Source organism: Carboxylicivirga sediminis (assembly GCF_018156225.1).
GTDB lineage: Bacteria > Bacteroidota > Bacteroidia > Bacteroidales > Marinilabiliaceae > Carboxylicivirga > Carboxylicivirga sediminis.
The window spans coordinates 124,123-140,980 of sequence record NZ_JAGTAR010000001.1; the positions used below are offsets into that span (position 1 = coordinate 124,123).

Here is a 16,858-nt window from a genome sequence, read left to right on the forward strand (position 1 = left end):
GGGTGTAAATGATAATTTCTCGAACAAAACTGCTATTCACAGATTTTTTTAAATCAATTAAAGTAACAATTAACTTGCCCTATCCATTCAGATGACTAAAATCGCAATGTTTTTTAGAGTTTCTATAGATGCAATTAGTCGCATTACACTGGCTACAGGCATGTTTTCGGTAACGCACCTTAGTACCAATGCCAATAAACCCACTTACAGACTTAACCGGATGCATCAGGCAGGAGTCGCTTAATGTGATGCCACAGAATTTTTCAGGAAAGAAAGAAAACAGCAGAGCTTGTTCTTTTACATTCCAACCCGAATAACCCGGGCTATAACGATTAGTTATTCTCAGTCCATTGGCTACACACTCATTTTCGATGATTGCTTGTAGCTTATCCATGGCCGTCTCTACCATAACAGAACCCATTACATCCACCAGGTAAGCTTCGAGCCAGTCGCCTTTGGCATTTAATTCGTTTACGCGCTCACTTATTTCATTTCCTGCAGTGCATACAAAAAAAGCTACCTGCTCACTATTGGATAATGCTCCTGCTATTGTTGGTCCGACTTCAAAGTTATTTCCTTCGATGATTATTGTTTCATCCACAACTTCAGCCGGTTCAATTAAATAGCCCCCTTGTATTGAAGCATTTTTTAACCTGCCAAGCAGCTCATCTTCAATAAACCCGGCATATGAAGGCAAATTCTCATCCATACGAGCTAAACTTTCAACTTCTTCAGCAGTAATTTGAAGTTCCTCAACACTAAAGCGCTTTCTTACAATATTATCTGAAATCAACGATTGCATTAGTTTTCTTTATATTGTTTAAAAAGTTGACGTAGCTTAACCACATTTAACTCATTGCCAAATGCAATAAGTTCCGTTGGACCTTCGTAACCCTTCAGTATTTTATATTCTTCTGTTTCAAATACTGAATGAACCGACATCACCTGTCCATCACTCAGGTTTAAGTAGCCCTTAATACGAGGACATTGTTGTTGTAATTCTTTAATTAAGGCATATAACGAGGTTTCTGCGATTTTATCGTGAGTACGTAAAACACAAGAATTCATATCAGGTCGTCCTGCTGATTCTTTGCCAATAAACTGCACTGCAGCCTCATTTTTGTTTGCATTGCTTCCTTCAAGCGAAAGCCAATCAACGCGTCCATACGTAGTACTTTGTATCTCTGCAAATGGATTCAGATTTCTCAAATCTTTTTGTATATCCCAAATATTACCTTGCAGACAATCTGTTTTATTGATAATTATCTGGTCGGCAATCATTATCTGATGCTTAAATCGCACCAATGTGTTTAGGCCTTTGTAAAAGTTTTGTGCATCAACAACACTGATTATTTTATCCAGAGTGATTTTATCTTTTAAACCATCACTTTGTAATAACTCCACTATGCTAATCGGATCGGCTAAACCTGATGCCTCCAGGAAGATTATTTCGGGTTGAAAACTGGCCATTAACTGCTCCAAACTCTGGATAAAAGTATTCAACTGACAAACACAAAACACAGAACCATTGTTAATTTCCACCAGTTTAAACCCATTGTTTTTTTGCTTTAGTTCTTTGCCATCAATACCAGTTGGGGCAAATTCATTTTGTATGACAGCAATACGTTTCTGAACACTCAATTCAGCAAGCAAGTGACTCAACAATGTAGTTTTTCCACTTCCCAAAAAACCAGTTATTAAATTGAATTTGGCCATATAACAGATATAAACCCGGCAGACTCACTAAAGCCTGCCAGGTGAATAGAACTTAATTCTTATTGCTTAGATAATGTTCTATCTTCCCTTTGATATCATTAATTGGTGGTATTTGTGAGATAAACTCAATATTACCATCCATCACTATTGTAGGAAGATTTTGAACACCAAGGCTCATCATCATCTGAACACCTTCTTTTTCTTTGATACGGTGTTCTTTATAAACCACTTTATCGCCATAATCAGCTGCAGCACGATCAACTGCATCTACCATATATTGGCATGGCGCACATGATGACGAATCTAAAGTGATAATATCGATAACTACTTTCGAATCATCCCAGTGATTACTCAAGTCCAGCTTTTCTAAATCCATTTGCTTTGCTTCAGAGGCACGTAATTCGCCTTGCAGCATTTCATCATGCACCAGTTCCGAAACAGCCACCAAATTCTCCTTCGGCGTTTCCATGGCTAAATCGCAACCTGGTGCCAGAATAAATCCTTTCTTTCCACCAATATCCATGCATTCGAGCGCATCACGACGCGACGCCTCTTCATCGCCCATTAAGAGTACCACCGTTAACTTGATGTTACCACCAAAACTCACCTTGTGCTTTAAAGCAGTATCACGCACATAATCCAGGGGAATATTTTCATCAATGGAAATATTATCCGGATTGGTCTGACACATCACTTCAATGTTTTGCTTGGCATTACCACATACAAAGAACGAGCTTAATGCATCGGCCTCACGAATAAATTCATTAACCTCTTTGATGTATGGAGACACAAAGGTTTCAAAGCTCATTGGGTCAATCTGACTGGTCATCGGATCGACAATGGCTATCACATCAGCGCCATTTTCGATATAATTACCGGCCATCATCAAGGCAACGTTGGTGGTAAACCGCATTAATTGATGCGTTTTTTCCGGCTCCATCATCATTTGCATAAAAATGTCGGTACCCAAAAGGTGAAGCGCCAGTGTAAAAGGGCCTGTTATCAAGCCATAAAGCGCGATATCAGGATGCTGTTCGCGTAGTTCACGTGTCGCTTCCATCACCAAAGGGATACGTGCTTTGCAAGGGCATGGCACTTTTAAATCATTGAGACTTACTCCATCTTTTAGAGGATGTGAAACTACCGCCGGGGGGTTGTTATCAGCCCAAACCAATTGACACCCTAAGGCTTCTGCTTCAATCTGTAAATCAAACGCCACAGGTATTCCATCAGGATTATATAATTTGATGGCTTCATTAACCCCTTTAACTATGTTGTCTTTCGACTGCAAATACTCAGTGGCTGTCATTCCTAGCAATGCACCTGCATGAGAACCAACAAATGGCACCCACGGAATGCGTTCTACTTCTTCTAAGCGCATTGCTTTTTTTATTAATTCTATGCCTTTCATGTCATTCAACTGTTTTATTTAAAAACTCAACCACGCCTTGTGGATCCGGGTTATAGCTATCGGCACCTATTTTATCACAGAAATCCTGATTAACAGGTGCTCCACCAATGCAGATAGCTATATTGCGATTATGCGATTTGATGGCTTTTGTTATTTCTTCCATGTTATTCATAGTAGTGGTCAACAGTGCCGAAAGGCCAATAACAGCTCCCGGGTATTGTTCAGCAGCTTCAATAAACTTTTCAGCCTTAACATCAGTTCCTAAATCGATTACTTCATAGCCGTTACCTTCCACCATCATGGCCACCAGATTTTTACCTATATCATGTAAATCACCTTCTACCGTTCCAATAATGAATGTGCCTTTTTGTGAACCCGGGCTATTAGCAAAATGAGGTTTCAGATGCGCCATGGCCGCATCCATTGCCTTAGCCGACATCAATACCTGTGGCACAAACACTTTGTTTTCACGAAATTTCACGCCTACTTTTTCCATGCCAACAATCAATGCCTTTTGCAGAATATCATCTGCAGAAATGCCTTCATTAAGCAGTTGTTGAGTAATTTCATCGGCCCCATCCTTATCTTTCATATCGGGTGGAAATGGCGATGGCTTGTTTATTTTGCCATACTCTATACAATAGGCTAATTGCTCAAATAACTCTTCCATTTTATCTATTTTTTAATCGTACCAAATAGCTTTAGCAAACTTCAACTAGCACTTTTGTGCTTTTATCAAATCGATGAAGGCCACAATGTTCTCAATTGGAGTATCACCTTCGGTAGCATGCGATGGACAAAAGATATAGCCACCGTCTTTACCCATTTCCAGCAGGTGTTTGGTTTCAGCAACCACATCTTCAACGGTACCATAGGGCAGTGTTTTTTGGGTTGATAACCCACCGTGGAAAGCTACTTTTCCTCTGTATGTATTTAGCAAATCATCAACATCCAGCACTTCGGGCTGGAAAGGATTAATACAATTAACTCCTGCTTCAATCAATTCGGGAATAATCTCTTCAATATCGCCACACGAGTGAATCAATTGGTATTTTCCATGTGCTTTGGTATTGGCATACATGCGTTTCAATTCAGGATATATGAATTCTATCCATACATCTTTACCCATCATCAGCTTCTTTTGAGCCCCCCAATCATCTCCAAAGTAAATACCGTCAACCTCAGGATAACGTTCACACACGTTTTTGATTACAGCAATGTTGAAATCAGCAATTTTACGCATCAGGTCTTTAACAAAATCAGGATACATCATAAAGTCAAGAAATGCATTTTCCATACCCCGCAAAGTCCAATAGCGCTCAAACAGGCTGAACCCAATACTGTAAAGAATAAATTTATCTTTGTTGGCAGCTATCTTTTCCTCCATGCCATCATACAACATCGGATTATTTGGATCAGGAAACTCATAGCCATCTAATGTTGGTTCAGGAAGTACTAAACCTTCAACATTACCAATATCCTTTTCGTGAGTCATATCCCAGATAACACCGAAGATATCTTTCTTACGGTCGTTACCGATATTAATTTTAAATCCACTTGATGCACCCAGTTTAATAAAATGGTTATCTACCAACTCTTCCACATCAACATCATCACCATAGTGTGCTTTCATTTTATCTAAAGCTTCAATGGTAAATTTACAGTCCCATGGCACATAAGGAGGTTGTTTACCATCAAGCACCATCTTTATTACCTCTTTTTTTGTCATAATATTTGCCTGTACTTTAAACCAATTCTTTACACTGCTCAATGTGTGTTCCTCGAGCTGTTTTTACTCCATACACCTGGCACTCAATACCTGTTAATTCTTTGTAAGTATCAAATACGCCTTTCTTAAACTCTTCTAACTTATCCTTATATACCAAAGACACCATACAACCACCAAATCCAGCTCCAGCCTGTCGGGATGCAACTGAACCCGGCGCTGTTCGCATAGCTTTATACATAGCTTCCATTTGTGGAACAGAAATCTCAAACAAATCTTTAGCACCCTGAAATGAACGGTCAAAGATGTCTGCAAGCTTTCCTACTTCATTATTAGTCAATGCTTCTTCTAACTCTAGTGTACGATCATTTTCTTCGATAATAAATTGAGCACGCTTGGCTGCATTTTCTGATAACAGGTGTTTATGCTTATGGAAGAAATTTATGCTCACATCACGCAACGCATTGATGGATGCATCTACTTTTGCAAACTCAGCCACAGCTTCTTCGCATTGCGCACGACGATCGTCGTATTCTGAACCATGCAGCTGGCGAGCTTTGTTAGTATTGCAAATGGCCACCATGATATCCTTTGGCCAGCTCACCTGCTTATGTGACAACTCACGGCAATCCAATTGAATAGCCTTATGTCTTTCGCCAAAAACAACTGAATACTGGTCGAGAATACCGCAATTAACACCTACATAAACATTCTCGGCACGCTGACTTAGCAAAGCCATCGTCTTCATATCGATGGTAAACCCTGATGCATGTGCCATCATGGCCATTGTAGTTGCTTCAAGTGCTGCAGAACTGGACAATCCTGAACCCAATGGAATGGTACTACATAAGGCTCCTTTAATCGCTTTCAATTCATATCCTTCATCAATTAGTACCTTGGCTACCGCACTGATGTATTTTCCCCAATCATCGCCTTTAACCATTTCACCTGTCTTTACATCGATAGATACCGTACTATCAAGATTACATGAGTACAAGCGAATTAAACCATCATCCGTATTTGAAAAAGCACACTCTATTAGGAGGTTAATCGGCATGGTTACAACAAAGCCCATATTGTAATCGGTATGGCTCCCCATTAAATCAACTCGCCCCGGCGAACAAGCCTTAAATTGCGGCGTATCTCCATATTGTTGCCTAAAATCCTTGAGTACATTCGTATTCATATTTCTTTGGATTTAATTTGTTTATTATGCTTTTCTCAAGCCCTTATTAATGGCTTGAAAAATGCTTCACTTTGTCAACTTCAAAATTAGATGACGAGCAGCGTATAATTTTTCAGACAGTTACCAATCATTTAGCTATATTTGCTCTTCATTGGTATAACTGGCAAAATTTTACACGTTGAGGCCAAATATTGAGAAAATAGAACTGGACAAAGGGCACTCATTTCATGTTGGAACCTATTCGGCCAAATACTTTGAACGCTCGTGGCACTACCATAATGAGTTTGAATTACTGTTAATAACCAAAGGCTATGGCACCCGTGTGGTTGGTGATAATACTAGTCCTTTTGCAGTAGGTGATTTGGTTTTGTTAAGTGGCAACGTTCCTCACGCATGGTTTTCAGACACAGTGTTTTTTGAGCCTGATAATAATGAGAAATGCGAGTCGATTTACATCCAATTTGACCGCTCTATATTTGGTACACGCTTTGCTGGCTTACCCGAAATGCAAGCAGTCAACCTACTATTAAACAATGCGAAGTATGGATTAAAATATGAACCCGGTGATGATTGTGTGGATATTATTAATTTGATATGTAATTTCCCTAGTTACCAAGGCGTTGACCGACTACTTAAACTGATTAAAGTTCTTGATTTGTTTCAGAAAGGCCATTATGAAACCATCGTATCCAAAGAATACTTCAATAGCTTGTTGATTACCAACTCTGACCGAATAAAGAAAATACATGAGTATGTAATGAATAATTACATGGCAGATATTAGCGTTCAAAAAGCAGCTGAACTGGTTGAAATGAATGTTAGCTCATTTTGCCGTTTCTTTAAAAAGCTAACGCACAGAACCTTTTCCCAATTTGTAAAAGAAACGCGCATTGATTATGCACAGCAACTACTCATTAACACTAATCTATCATCCAATCAAATAGGCTTTGAATGTGGATTCAGTTCTGTGGCCTATTTAACCAGTGCTTTAAAAAAATAAGTGGAAAATCACCTTTGGAGTATCGGTCAAACTATAAAAAGTTATAAACCAAAATTTTGGCATCAATGCTAATAACCTTCTATCTAACAAAACACCCATATCATTGACAAACAGCTTTTTATGCATTTGTTAGATATTTGAATATTGCGCAATGGCGCATGGGGTACTGAGTTCGACGTGAAATTTTGAACTCAGAACGCTTACAAATAGTAAGTTTCAAGTGTATATCAACGAAAGAATACCGGACTATTTTAAGTTGTTACAAGTAGAAAATTGCTGTTTGTAAGTGGAATTAACAAGCTTTGGATAAAGAACTGAGTTGTAAAATTTAAATCGAACTCAGGTTAATAATATTTTTTTTGTTACTTATCCATTCTTTCTATTGCATCTTTCTCAAATTCCAGCTTCAGCATCCACTTGGAACACACTAGTGTGCATTCCCACTCAAAGAGTTTTTTGTATAGAATCTTCAGCTTTTCAAGCAACTTGTCTGCCAGATTATTTTACTCCGATAATTACTTAAATCATTCAATTCACCAAGCCTGTCAGAGAAGCTCCAAAGTAACTTGTTGCTTAATCTAGATCTTTCATACAGTCACCAATGTGTATCGAACAAAAGGCCAGCCCATCTAATCATCACTTAAGAATGCATTATTATCCATGCTTACTTACACATTATTGTCCTCATATACACAACATTGCAAGCAATTCCAGGTTAACATTCCTGCCAGCAAAGGTCAGCATACTGCAACGGCCACATAAGCCTGCTTAAACACTACACCTTCGCTGGCAAGTTTATCAAAATGAGGCGTTTTAAAAAACTCTCTACCCTAAAAAACCAAAGTCAGGACAACTGTCATCATCTGATAAAACAATCAGTATAATAGTTCGTTACTGTGATTTGACAGAAAAAAATTAATACTGTCAATAGCTATAAGATTATAACTCGTTAATTCATCAAGAATAATTTAGACTTTAACTGCCTTAATTGTTGCAACCAATTCTCTCACCTTGTTTTCCAATGCTTCCCAATTCTTCTTATCCATTATCTCTTTCGGAAACAGATTTGAACCCATGCCTACACAAGTGACGCCTGCCAAAAACCAATCTTCCAAATTATCCTTATCGCAAGTAACACCACCTGTTGGCATGATGTCGGTCCATGGCATTGGTGCTTTAACTGCTTTTACAAATGAAGGTCCTCCAACTTCGGAAGCCGGAAAAACCTTTACCACTTCACAACCCAGCTCTTGCGCCTTATTAATTTCAGATATAGTACCACAACCAGGCGCCCACATTATTTTTCGGCGGTTACAGATCCTTGCCATTGTCTCATTCAGCAATGGCGATACAATAAAATTGGCACCACTCTGAATATATAACGCTGTTGTTCCCTCTTCAACAATAGAGCCAGCACCAAGAATCATACCTGGTAATTCAGCTAAGGCATACTTATTCAGCTCTGTGAACAATTCATGGGCAAAATCGCCACGATTAACAAACTCAAACACGCGAATACCCCCATTGTAACAAGCTCTCACAACGGCTTTGCAAACTTCAATATCGGCATGATAAAAAACCGGTACTACACCTGTGTCTTTCATTGCCTGATAAACCTCTATTCTTGTATATCTTGACATATAAAACTGAGTCAGAAGGAAGTGTTAAAGGCAGAATTATTCAACCTCCTTTTGCCACTACCTAATTACTTATAAATACTAATTACCTATCAACCCGTGCATTTCCACCGCCCATAATTTTTTCTACTTCGGGTAGCGTTACCATGGTTGTATCACCAGGAGTTGTCATCGCCAATGCGCCATGTGCAGCACCATAGTCAACAGCTTTTTGGCCATCGTTGTATTCCATAAAACCATAAATAAGACCTGATGCAAAACTATCGCCTCCTCCCACACGGTCCATTATTTCAAGATTTGGACGATGTATTGCCTCATGAATCTTACCATCCGCATAACAGATGGCTCCCCATGAGTTGATGGTTGCCGATTTTACAGTACGTAATGTTGTGGCTATAACACTGAAATTAGGAAAAGCCTCAATAGCTGACTTAATCATTACCTTGTAACCTTCAATGTCAAGTTCTTTCAAATCCTGATCATTTCCTTCAATTTCAAGACCCAGGCAAGCAGTAAAGTCCTCTTCATTGCCAATCATTACGTCAACGTATTTGGCAATTTCCCGGTTTACTTCCTGAGCTTTTCGTTCACCACCAATGGATTTCCACAAGGATGGCCGGTAATTTAAATCGTAAGAAACAATGGTTCCATATTTTTTAGCCACCTTAACGGCTTCAATAACCGTTTCGGCTGCCGATTCAGATAAAGCAGCGAAGATACCTCCGGTATGCATCCAGCGAACGCCAAGAGTACCAAAAATGTATTCCCAATCAATATCTCCAGGCCTTAATTGTGATGCGGCTGTATTGCCACGATCAGATACACCTTTTGCGCCACGAATTCCATACCCTCTCTCGGTAAAGTTCAATCCATTACGAACACTTCGTCCGCAGCCATCATAATCAACCCATTTGACAAATTGCGTATCCAACCCTCCTTGTAACATCAAATCTTCAACTAAAGCACCAATTTCGTTGTCTGCCAAAGCCGTTACAATAGCGGTTTTCTTACCAAAGCATTTTCTTAAACCACGTGACACGTTATACTCGCCACCGCCTTCCCATACAGCAAAGGAGCGTGTGGTGCGTATACGTCCTTCTCCAGGATCGAGTCTTAACATTACTTCACCTAATGAAATACAATCGTACGCACACTCTGATGCCGGTTTAATAATCAATTTACTCATTGCTGTTTTATTATTGATTGAATTGTGAGTTTATATAATTTATGAAGATAAGCTTTAGGCTGCTAGTCCGTTACCATACGCAATAATGACAACTCCAATAATCATAGCGGCCAATCCAATATAAAGTGCCGTTTTGGCTTTATCCGGTGCTGTCACCCATTCTTTAGTAACAATTCCTCCAACAACGGCTACAACCACCGACATGGTATTAAAAATGGCATAACCAATGGTGCCTCCTGCTTTCCCTAATACAAAGGCAGAGTAGGCAAATAATACAGAAGCTGTAAAGTTTAATGCAGCCATCAACGCTGTTAACGATACATTTTTGTTGGCTCCAGCCACTTTAAAACTACCCCACATTTTTTTGCGGGATATCTGAATGACGAAATAAGGAATCACAAACAATCCGCCAGATACATATACAATAAACATTGAAGCTACTGAAGTCAGCCAGCTTTCGTTGCCATTGTTCTGAACGGCAGCTGCTATGGCATCCTTTCCAAACTCATTAGCTACGTTAAAACCTGTGCAAAGCAATCCTCCAACCACAGCTATGATGATACCTGTTGCCATTGATGAACTACCCGCATTTTTTTTATTTTCACCTGCTCGAAGAATACCTGCCCGGCCATTCATAATGATACCTATCAAAATTATTACAATCCCAATCAGCACTGCAACAAGAATATTGGTTGCAGGTAACCCATGAATAAAAAATGGTAAAACCGACCCGATAAAAACAATGGTACCGATGAAAATGGAAAATCCCAAAGACAGGCCAATGTGATTAATGGCTTTTCCCCAAAGCAACATGCCAACGCCCCATAGGAAGCTAGGAATAAGCATTTTCAATAAAATTGGCGCCCCCACATCACTCAAAACCTGGGCAAATCCATCAATCATAGAAAAGGCCAGTATAGCAGGCACAATCCACAACATAAAGAGAAAACAAAGTCCCCATGTATTTTCGAATTGATAATTTTTTACAAATTTCTCGGGCATGGCATAGAAGCCCAGCATAACGCCTGCAAATATGGCAAATAGAATTCCAATCATAACTTTAGATTTTTTATTCGGTGCTCAATGCATTATGCACAGTGCACTTATTTTTTAGTTAACTATTATCAAAAAGAGACCCAATGCTAGCTCCTAGAATCTTAGTTTAAATACTGTTGTGCTCTTAAACTCCTCTCCGGCTTTGGTGATGGACTTTGGCGAACCGCTAATATTGGGACCATTGGGCCAACGATGTGTTTCGCAGCAAAAACCCTGATACTTCCCGTATTTTTCAGATTCAGACCGCTGCAATTCATTGGATGTGTATTTGCCGGTGTAAAACAACATACATGGCTCCGTTGAGTACACTTCCAATGTGCGACCAGACTGTTCATCGCTTACCCGGGCCACTTTACTCAAGGTTTCTTCTGCATAATCAAACAGATAGAAATGTTCGAAACCATCCCCAATGGATTCGTGAACATCTTTAATAATACGCCCATTGCGCAAATCTTCTAAAGTATCTGTTACATCAGTTACTTCACCTAAACAAGCGCCCGTATCATCACTTAACAATCGTTTATTGGATAACACTTGTACTTTAAATCTTTCCACGCTTCGCTCAAATCCTGAAAGGTTAAAGTAAGTATGATTTGTCATGGATAAAGGTGTATCCCGATCGCTTACAGCCTTATAGTTGAGAATTAATTCATTGTCATTGCTCAACTCGATGGTCACTTCAGCTTTTACGGTTCCCGGAAAGCCTTCTTCCATATCATCACTAATTAAGGTGAATACTACACCCACCTTCCCAACTCCTCCTATTGGTTTGGCTTTCCATATTTTTTTATCGAAACCAATCATTCCGCCATGCAAGTTGTTATCGCCACAGTTGGCCGCCAATTGATAGTCAACTCCATTTAACGAGAACTTTGCATCTTTTATCTGCGAACAGTAACGCCCAACTGTACATCCAAAGTAGGGCGCATTGGCCTTATAAACATCAGCAAAATATTCGTCAAACGAATCAAAACCACATGCTATAGAAACAGGCTTATCATCTTTACCCGGGATTGTTATGGATGTAATGGTGGCACCAAAATCCATCATCTTCACTAGCATACCATTATCATTCTCCAAAGTATACAAGTGAATATCCTGATTTTGGAATTGTCCGAAAAGTTGAGTTGTGGATTTCATGATTTAATTATTAGAAAACAGTCAGCAGACAGTAGTAAACCAACATCTACTGACCACTGACTAATGACTACTATTTTTCTTTATATGGTGCTAGTTTATCCCAATTGAATTCAACTCCAATACCTGGTGTATCAGGCGCAACAGCACGATGATTCTCCACCACCAATGGTCGATGTGTATATTCATCAATGGGGAAACTGTGCACCTCAATCCATCCGGCATTAGGCTGTGATGAAACCAGGCTTACATGTAATTCCTGCATTCCATGTGAACAAACCGGAATATTATTTTCAGCAGCCAACTTTGCCGCTTTCAACCATCCGGTGATACCTGCGCAGTTAGATGCATCGGGCTGAACGAATGACAACTTAGAATCAGCCATCGCATACTCAAATTCATGAATCGTATGTAAATTCTCTCCCATCGCTAAAGGTACTCCTGTGGCTTCTGCGATTGCAGCGTAACCTTTGTAATCATCGGGTATGATGGGCTCTTCAAACCAGTAAATATCGTACTGTTTAAAGCGATTAGCTGCTTCAATGGCTTTCTCAACACTCATGGAGTAATTGGCATCTACCATAAACGTCACATCTGGGCCAATAAATTCACGCACCGCCCTGATACGCTCAATATCTTCATCCAGGTTATCGCGACCAATCTTGATTTTAACCGCATTAAAACCTCTATCTAGATAGCCCTGAATACTATCCAGTAGTTTTGGCAATGGAAACATCAAATCGATACCTCCACAATAAGCTTTACACGTATTGTTGGTACCACCAGCAACTTTCCACAGTGGTTCACCTGCATTTTTACAACGGATATCCCACAAAGCAATATCAACAGCCGCCATTGCAAAAGCATCAATACCGCCGCGCCCCACATAATGAGCATGCCACCACATCATATCATTCAGGTCTTCAATATTCTCAGCGTCTTTACCGAGTAAAGCAGGTGCATAATCGAAATCTATCATTGCCTTAATGGCATGACCACCTTTTCCTCCGGTATAAGTATAACCGGTTCCTTCCGTGCCATCTTCAAGCGTTACGGTCGCCGTTATGAGTTCAAAATGAAAATGGTCGCCATGCTTGGCATCCGACAACACCTCTTTTAATGGAACTTTGAAGAGTTGGGTATGTATGTTTTTAATCTTTGTCATTAGTCTTAATATCAAGATTCAAGTATCAGGACATAAGGTGATTTATTACTTTACTAATCACCCTTAGTCTTAATACTTATGTCTTACATCTTGTGTCTTATTACGCTTTAAATCGCACATAGAAGGTCTTCTTCTCCAGATACTGCTCAAAACCATATTTGCCATCTTCACCACCTGTTCCACTCATTTTGTAGCCGTTGTGAAAGCCCTGATGCAATTCTCCATGCCCTCTGTTGATATAGATTTCACCGAAGTCCAATTCGCTGTTAAGACGCATCACACGGTTCATATCATTCGTATAAACCATGGCTGCCAAACCAAATTCACAGTCGTTGGCCCACTCTACTACCTGGTCAAAATCGTTAAACTTAATAACCGGTAATATGGGTCCAAATGCTTCCTCATGAACAATGGTCATATCTTGCTTTACATCCGTCAGGATAGTTGGCATAAACCAGTTTCCTTTTTCATACTCTGCTCCGTCTGGTGTTTTTCCGCCATAAGCCAATGTGGCTCCTTCTTTTATGCTGACATCAACCAACTCCTGCATGTGCTTCAATTCCGACTTGTTAACTTTGGCTCCCATATCAGAGGCCTCGTCGAACGGATCACCCACTTTGATATTTTTTACCTTGGCCATGAATTTGGCCATGAACTCATCATAGATAGCTTCATGCACGTACATACGCTCGTTACACGTACATACCTGACCACAATTGTCGAAACGTGAGTGTAGAGCACCTTCCACCGCAGCATCAATATCACAATCTTCGAAGGCGATGAAAGGCGCCTTACCACCAAGCTCTAGCTGTACATGAGCCAGATTTTCAGATGCCGCTTTAAAGATGGCCTGACCAGCAGGTGTAGAACCCGTCATGGTTACCATCTTAGTAATTTCGTGTTTACAAAGGGCTGTTCCCATAGTACGCCCAGGGCCTGTAACAATGTTTAATACACCGTCTGGAATGCCAGCTTTTTTTGCTAACTCGCCCAACATTAGTGTCGAAATGGGTGTTTCAGTAGTTGGCTTAATCACCATGGTATTACCAGCTACCAAAGCTGGACCTATCTTTCGACCTGCCAATGCTAAAGGAAAATTCCACGCTGTGATAGCTACTACCACCCCACGTGGAATTTTCTGAATCCAGATTTGTTCGTTCTCATTGTCGGAAGGCACTATGTCTCCCTCAATGCGACGGGCCCATTCGCAGGCATATTCAATAAATGAGCAGCATACATCAACCTCAAAGCGGGCAACCTTAAAAAGCTTCCCTTGTTCTTTGGTCAATACAGTTGCTAACTCTTCTCTGTTTGCTTTTATTTCTTTTACAAATGCATATAACAACTCTGCACGCTTACGTGCAGGTATCTTTGCCCAGTCTTTTTGCGCTGCTTCGGCAGCTTCCAATGCTTTTATGGCATCTTCTTCATTGCCATTGGCCACTGTTCCCACCAGACTATCATCTGATGGATTAAGTACATCGGCTGTTTGGCCATTAGAAGGCTCAACCCAAAGCCCATTTATGTATTGCTTGAAATTTAAATTGGTGGTATTCATAATTATTAAGTTTTAGTATGAAACATTGAGTGTTGCGAAATGAAATATGAGTCGCTTGCTTTTGCTCAATTCTCATTAAGTCTCTACATTTGAAATTAACGTCCCATCCAGCCACCATCGACTAAAACGATGCTTCCATGCATATAGGCTGCTGCTTCAGAACAAAGGAAGACGACAGGACCTGCAAAATCTTCTGGTTTACCCCAGCGACCAGCCGGAATACGTGCTAATATCTGCTCCGAACGAATAGGGTCATTACGCAATGCTTCTGTGTTATCAGTGTCGATGTAACCTGGAGCCACCGCGTTTACATTCACACCTTTTGAAGCCCACTCATTAGCAAAAGCCATGGTTAACTGACCAACAGCACCTTTGCTGGCTGCGTAACCTGGCACTGTAATACCTCCCTGAAATGTTAGTAACGATGCCGTAAACACCACTTTACCAGAACCCCGCTTTACCATTTCTTTACCAAACTCACGCGTAAGGATGAACTGAGCGTTTTGATTCACCTCAATCACTTTATCCCACATTTCATCAGGATGCTCAGCTGCGGGTGTGCGCAGGATGGTTCCTGCATTGTTTACCAATATATCCACCACCGGATGGTTGGCCTTAACTTCTTTAATAAATGCGTACAACGATTCTCGTTTACTGAAGTCGCAGGTGTATGCAGTAAATTTCTTACCGGCTGCTTCAACCGCTTTACCAACGGCACTACCTTCTTTTTCCAAAGATGCGGAAACACCAATTATATCGGCACCTGACTCAGCCAAAGCCACTGCCATACCCATACCAATACCTCTTTTACAACCTGTAACCAAGGCTACTTTGCCTTCTAATGAAAATTTATTTAAGATGCTCATTTTAATACTATTTGTTGATTTGCTTATTTGATCATTTATTGTTTTGATGTCCTCGATATGTCACTTGATGAGACCATTACTGGCAATCCACCAAATACTTCATCCCATTGGGATTGGTATCGATTTGCTCAAACAATTGCTGTATATTATCCAGTGGTTCAACAGCAGTGATAAGTGTTTCGAATGGCAGTTCATTTTTAGTAATCAGGTCAATTGACTCTTCATAATCCTCTCCTTCGTAAACGCGTGCACCTATCAATTCCAGCTCTTTCCAGAAGAATTTAAATAAATCCACCGGCTTTTTCTCACCATGAATAGCCACCATCACAATACGACCACGTATGCCAGCCACTTCGGTCATCACATCTAACGATGGCTGAACACCTGCTACTTCGAACACTACGTCGGCCAAACCACCGTTGGTCTTTTCTTCAATATACGCTACCAAATCCGTTTTAACAGGATTAACTACCTCGAAGCCCATGTCTTCGGCCATTTTAATGCGAATATCATTGACTTCCGAAATGACAACATTAGCGCCTTTGCTTTTGGCTACCATGGCAACCAGTAAACCAATTGGTCCACCTCCCAGTACAACAGCTGTTTCACCCTGAAGCAAACGACCACGACGCACATCGTGACATGCCACAGCCAATGGTTCTACCAAGGCTGCCAATTTCAAATCGGTTGTCTGGTTCAACTTATGAAGTGTAAAAGCTGGTACATTCCAGTATTGCTGCATCGCCCCAGGACTATCAATACCAATGAATTTCAATTTCTTGGCAATGTGCCCAAAGCCCTTGTCTGATTCTGCTTCCAGTCGGTTATCCAAGGGACGGACAGTCACCTTCTCTCCCACTTCAAAACCTGTTACACCCTCGCCTATTGCATCCACCGTACCAGACATTTCGTGTCCGATTATCTGAGGAATATTTACACGTTGATCCATCATACCATGGTAGATATGAACATCGGTACCGCAAACACCACAGTAAGCGACTTTGATTCTAACCTCTCCGGCTGCCGGAGTTTCATTTTCCTTTTCTACTACAGCGAAGGTTTTATTACCTTCATATAATGTTGCTTTCATAGTTTTATGTAATATTGTTTTCTGACTAAAATTCTGGTAATTGGTTCTTTATCGCTTCAAATTTACCTTGAGCTTTACCAGACATAGGGTGGTGAAAAATGCTAAATAAAGGGGTGAAATATAA

Annotated in this window: 15 protein-coding genes; 1 reads left to right on the top strand and 14 read right to left on the bottom strand. The window is 40.3% G+C overall.

What is annotated here, in order from left to right; translation table 11 throughout:
• Positions 1-79: 79 nt before the first annotated feature.
• Genes KDU71_RS00500 through galK form a run of 6 tightly spaced genes read right to left on the bottom strand, consistent with a single transcriptional unit; the run spans position 80 to position 6,039 of the window.
• Positions 80-802: a vitamin B12 dependent-methionine synthase activation domain-containing protein gene (locus tag KDU71_RS00500; RefSeq protein ID WP_212187931.1), complete on the bottom strand. Its 723-nt coding sequence runs from the start codon at positions 800-802 to the stop codon at positions 80-82.
• Positions 802-1,716 (bottom strand): CobW family GTP-binding protein, encoded by a 915-nt coding sequence (locus KDU71_RS00505; protein ID WP_212187932.1) that lies wholly within the window; start codon positions 1,714-1,716, stop codon positions 802-804. The genes KDU71_RS00500 and KDU71_RS00505 overlap by 1 nt, the downstream gene beginning before the upstream one ends.
• Before the next feature lie 52 nt (positions 1,717-1,768).
• On the bottom strand, positions 1,769-3,127 hold the full coding sequence (locus KDU71_RS00510; RefSeq protein WP_212187933.1) for a uroporphyrinogen decarboxylase family protein: 1,359 nt from the start codon (positions 3,125-3,127) through the stop codon (positions 1,769-1,771).
• 1 nt (position 3,128) lies between these two features.
• On the bottom strand, positions 3,129-3,797 hold the full coding sequence (locus KDU71_RS00515) for a cobalamin B12-binding domain-containing protein (RefSeq protein ID WP_212187934.1): 669 nt from the start codon (positions 3,795-3,797) through the stop codon (positions 3,129-3,131).
• Between the two features lie 45 nt (positions 3,798-3,842).
• On the bottom strand, positions 3,843-4,856 hold the full coding sequence (locus KDU71_RS00520) for a uroporphyrinogen decarboxylase family protein (protein WP_212187935.1): 1,014 nt from the start codon (positions 4,854-4,856) through the stop codon (positions 3,843-3,845).
• Between the two features lie 16 nt (positions 4,857-4,872).
• The gene (gene galK / locus KDU71_RS00525) at positions 4,873-6,039 is read right to left on the bottom strand and encodes a galactokinase (protein WP_212187936.1); all 1,167 of its coding nucleotides are present in this window, start codon (positions 6,037-6,039) and stop codon (positions 4,873-4,875) included.
• Positions 6,040-6,217: 178 nt separating this feature from the next.
• On the opposite strand from galK, the gene KDU71_RS00530 reads away from it, so the two are divergent.
• A complete protein-coding gene (locus KDU71_RS00530) occupies positions 6,218-7,039 on the top strand; it encodes an AraC family transcriptional regulator (protein ID WP_212187937.1) in 822 nt (273 codons plus the stop codon).
• Between the two features lie 968 nt (positions 7,040-8,007).
• Here the strand turns inward: KDU71_RS00530 and KDU71_RS00535 are convergent.
• The 8 genes from KDU71_RS00535 to KDU71_RS00570 all read right to left on the bottom strand — a co-directional run bounded on the left by KDU71_RS00535 (position 8,008) and on the right by KDU71_RS00570 (position 16,734).
• Complete coding sequence (locus KDU71_RS00535; protein ID WP_212187938.1) at positions 8,008-8,679, bottom strand: bifunctional 4-hydroxy-2-oxoglutarate aldolase/2-dehydro-3-deoxy-phosphogluconate aldolase; 672 nt, start codon at positions 8,677-8,679, stop codon at positions 8,008-8,010.
• Positions 8,680-8,761: 82 nt separating this feature from the next.
• On the bottom strand, positions 8,762-9,862 hold the full coding sequence (locus KDU71_RS00540) for a sugar kinase (protein WP_212187939.1): 1,101 nt from the start codon (positions 9,860-9,862) through the stop codon (positions 8,762-8,764).
• Between the two features lie 54 nt (positions 9,863-9,916).
• A complete protein-coding gene (locus KDU71_RS00545) occupies positions 9,917-10,918 on the bottom strand; it encodes an L-rhamnose/proton symporter RhaT (protein ID WP_212187940.1) in 1,002 nt (333 codons plus the stop codon).
• A gap of 93 nt (positions 10,919-11,011) precedes the next feature.
• Positions 11,012-12,058, bottom strand: coding sequence for an aldose epimerase family protein (locus KDU71_RS00550; RefSeq protein ID WP_212187941.1), 1,047 nt, complete (start codon positions 12,056-12,058; stop codon positions 11,012-11,014).
• 70 nt (positions 12,059-12,128) lie between these two features.
• Positions 12,129-13,220 carry a mandelate racemase/muconate lactonizing enzyme family protein gene (locus KDU71_RS00555; protein WP_212187942.1) on the bottom strand — a complete coding sequence of 364 codons (1,092 nt, stop codon included), beginning with the start codon at positions 13,218-13,220 and terminating at the stop codon, positions 12,129-12,131.
• A 100-nt stretch (positions 13,221-13,320) separates the two neighbouring features.
• Complete coding sequence (aldA, locus tag KDU71_RS00560; RefSeq protein ID WP_212187943.1) at positions 13,321-14,778, bottom strand: aldehyde dehydrogenase; 1,458 nt, start codon at positions 14,776-14,778, stop codon at positions 13,321-13,323.
• A gap of 95 nt (positions 14,779-14,873) precedes the next feature.
• Positions 14,874-15,638: an SDR family NAD(P)-dependent oxidoreductase gene (locus KDU71_RS00565; protein ID WP_212188175.1), complete on the bottom strand. Its 765-nt coding sequence runs from the start codon at positions 15,636-15,638 to the stop codon at positions 14,874-14,876.
• Positions 15,639-15,720: 82 nt separating this feature from the next.
• On the bottom strand, positions 15,721-16,734 hold the full coding sequence (locus KDU71_RS00570) for a zinc-dependent alcohol dehydrogenase (protein WP_212187944.1): 1,014 nt from the start codon (positions 16,732-16,734) through the stop codon (positions 15,721-15,723).
• Positions 16,735-16,858 lie beyond the last annotated feature (124 nt).

Coding starts and splice junctions, on each gene's coding strand:
- KDU71_RS00500 (WP_212187931.1), bottom strand. CDS start 802: ATGCAATCGTTGATTTCAGATAATATTGTAAGAAAGCGCTTTAGTGTT.
- KDU71_RS00505 (WP_212187932.1), bottom strand. CDS start 1,716: ATGGCCAAATTCAATTTAATAACTGGTTTTTTGGGAAGTGGAAAAACT.
- KDU71_RS00510 (WP_212187933.1), bottom strand. CDS start 3,127: ATGAAAGGCATAGAATTAATAAAAAAAGCAATGCGCTTAGAAGAAGTA.
- KDU71_RS00515 (WP_212187934.1), bottom strand. CDS start 3,797: ATGGAAGAGTTATTTGAGCAATTAGCCTATTGTATAGAGTATGGCAAA.
- KDU71_RS00520 (WP_212187935.1), bottom strand. CDS start 4,856: ATGACAAAAAAAGAGGTAATAAAGATGGTGCTTGATGGTAAACAACCT.
- galK (WP_212187936.1), bottom strand. CDS start 6,039: ATGAATACGAATGTACTCAAGGATTTTAGGCAACAATATGGAGATACG.
- KDU71_RS00535 (WP_212187938.1), bottom strand. CDS start 8,679: ATGTCAAGATATACAAGAATAGAGGTTTATCAGGCAATGAAAGACACA.
- KDU71_RS00540 (WP_212187939.1), bottom strand. CDS start 9,862: ATGAGTAAATTGATTATTAAACCGGCATCAGAGTGTGCGTACGATTGT.
- KDU71_RS00545 (WP_212187940.1), bottom strand. CDS start 10,918: ATGATTGGAATTCTATTTGCCATATTTGCAGGCGTTATGCTGGGCTTC.
- KDU71_RS00550 (WP_212187941.1), bottom strand. CDS start 12,058: ATGAAATCCACAACTCAACTTTTCGGACAATTCCAAAATCAGGATATT.
- KDU71_RS00555 (WP_212187942.1), bottom strand. CDS start 13,220: ATGACAAAGATTAAAAACATACATACCCAACTCTTCAAAGTTCCATTA.
- aldA (WP_212187943.1), bottom strand. CDS start 14,778: ATGAATACCACCAATTTAAATTTCAAGCAATACATAAATGGGCTTTGG.
- KDU71_RS00570 (WP_212187944.1), bottom strand. CDS start 16,734: ATGAAAGCAACATTATATGAAGGTAATAAAACCTTCGCTGTAGTAGAA.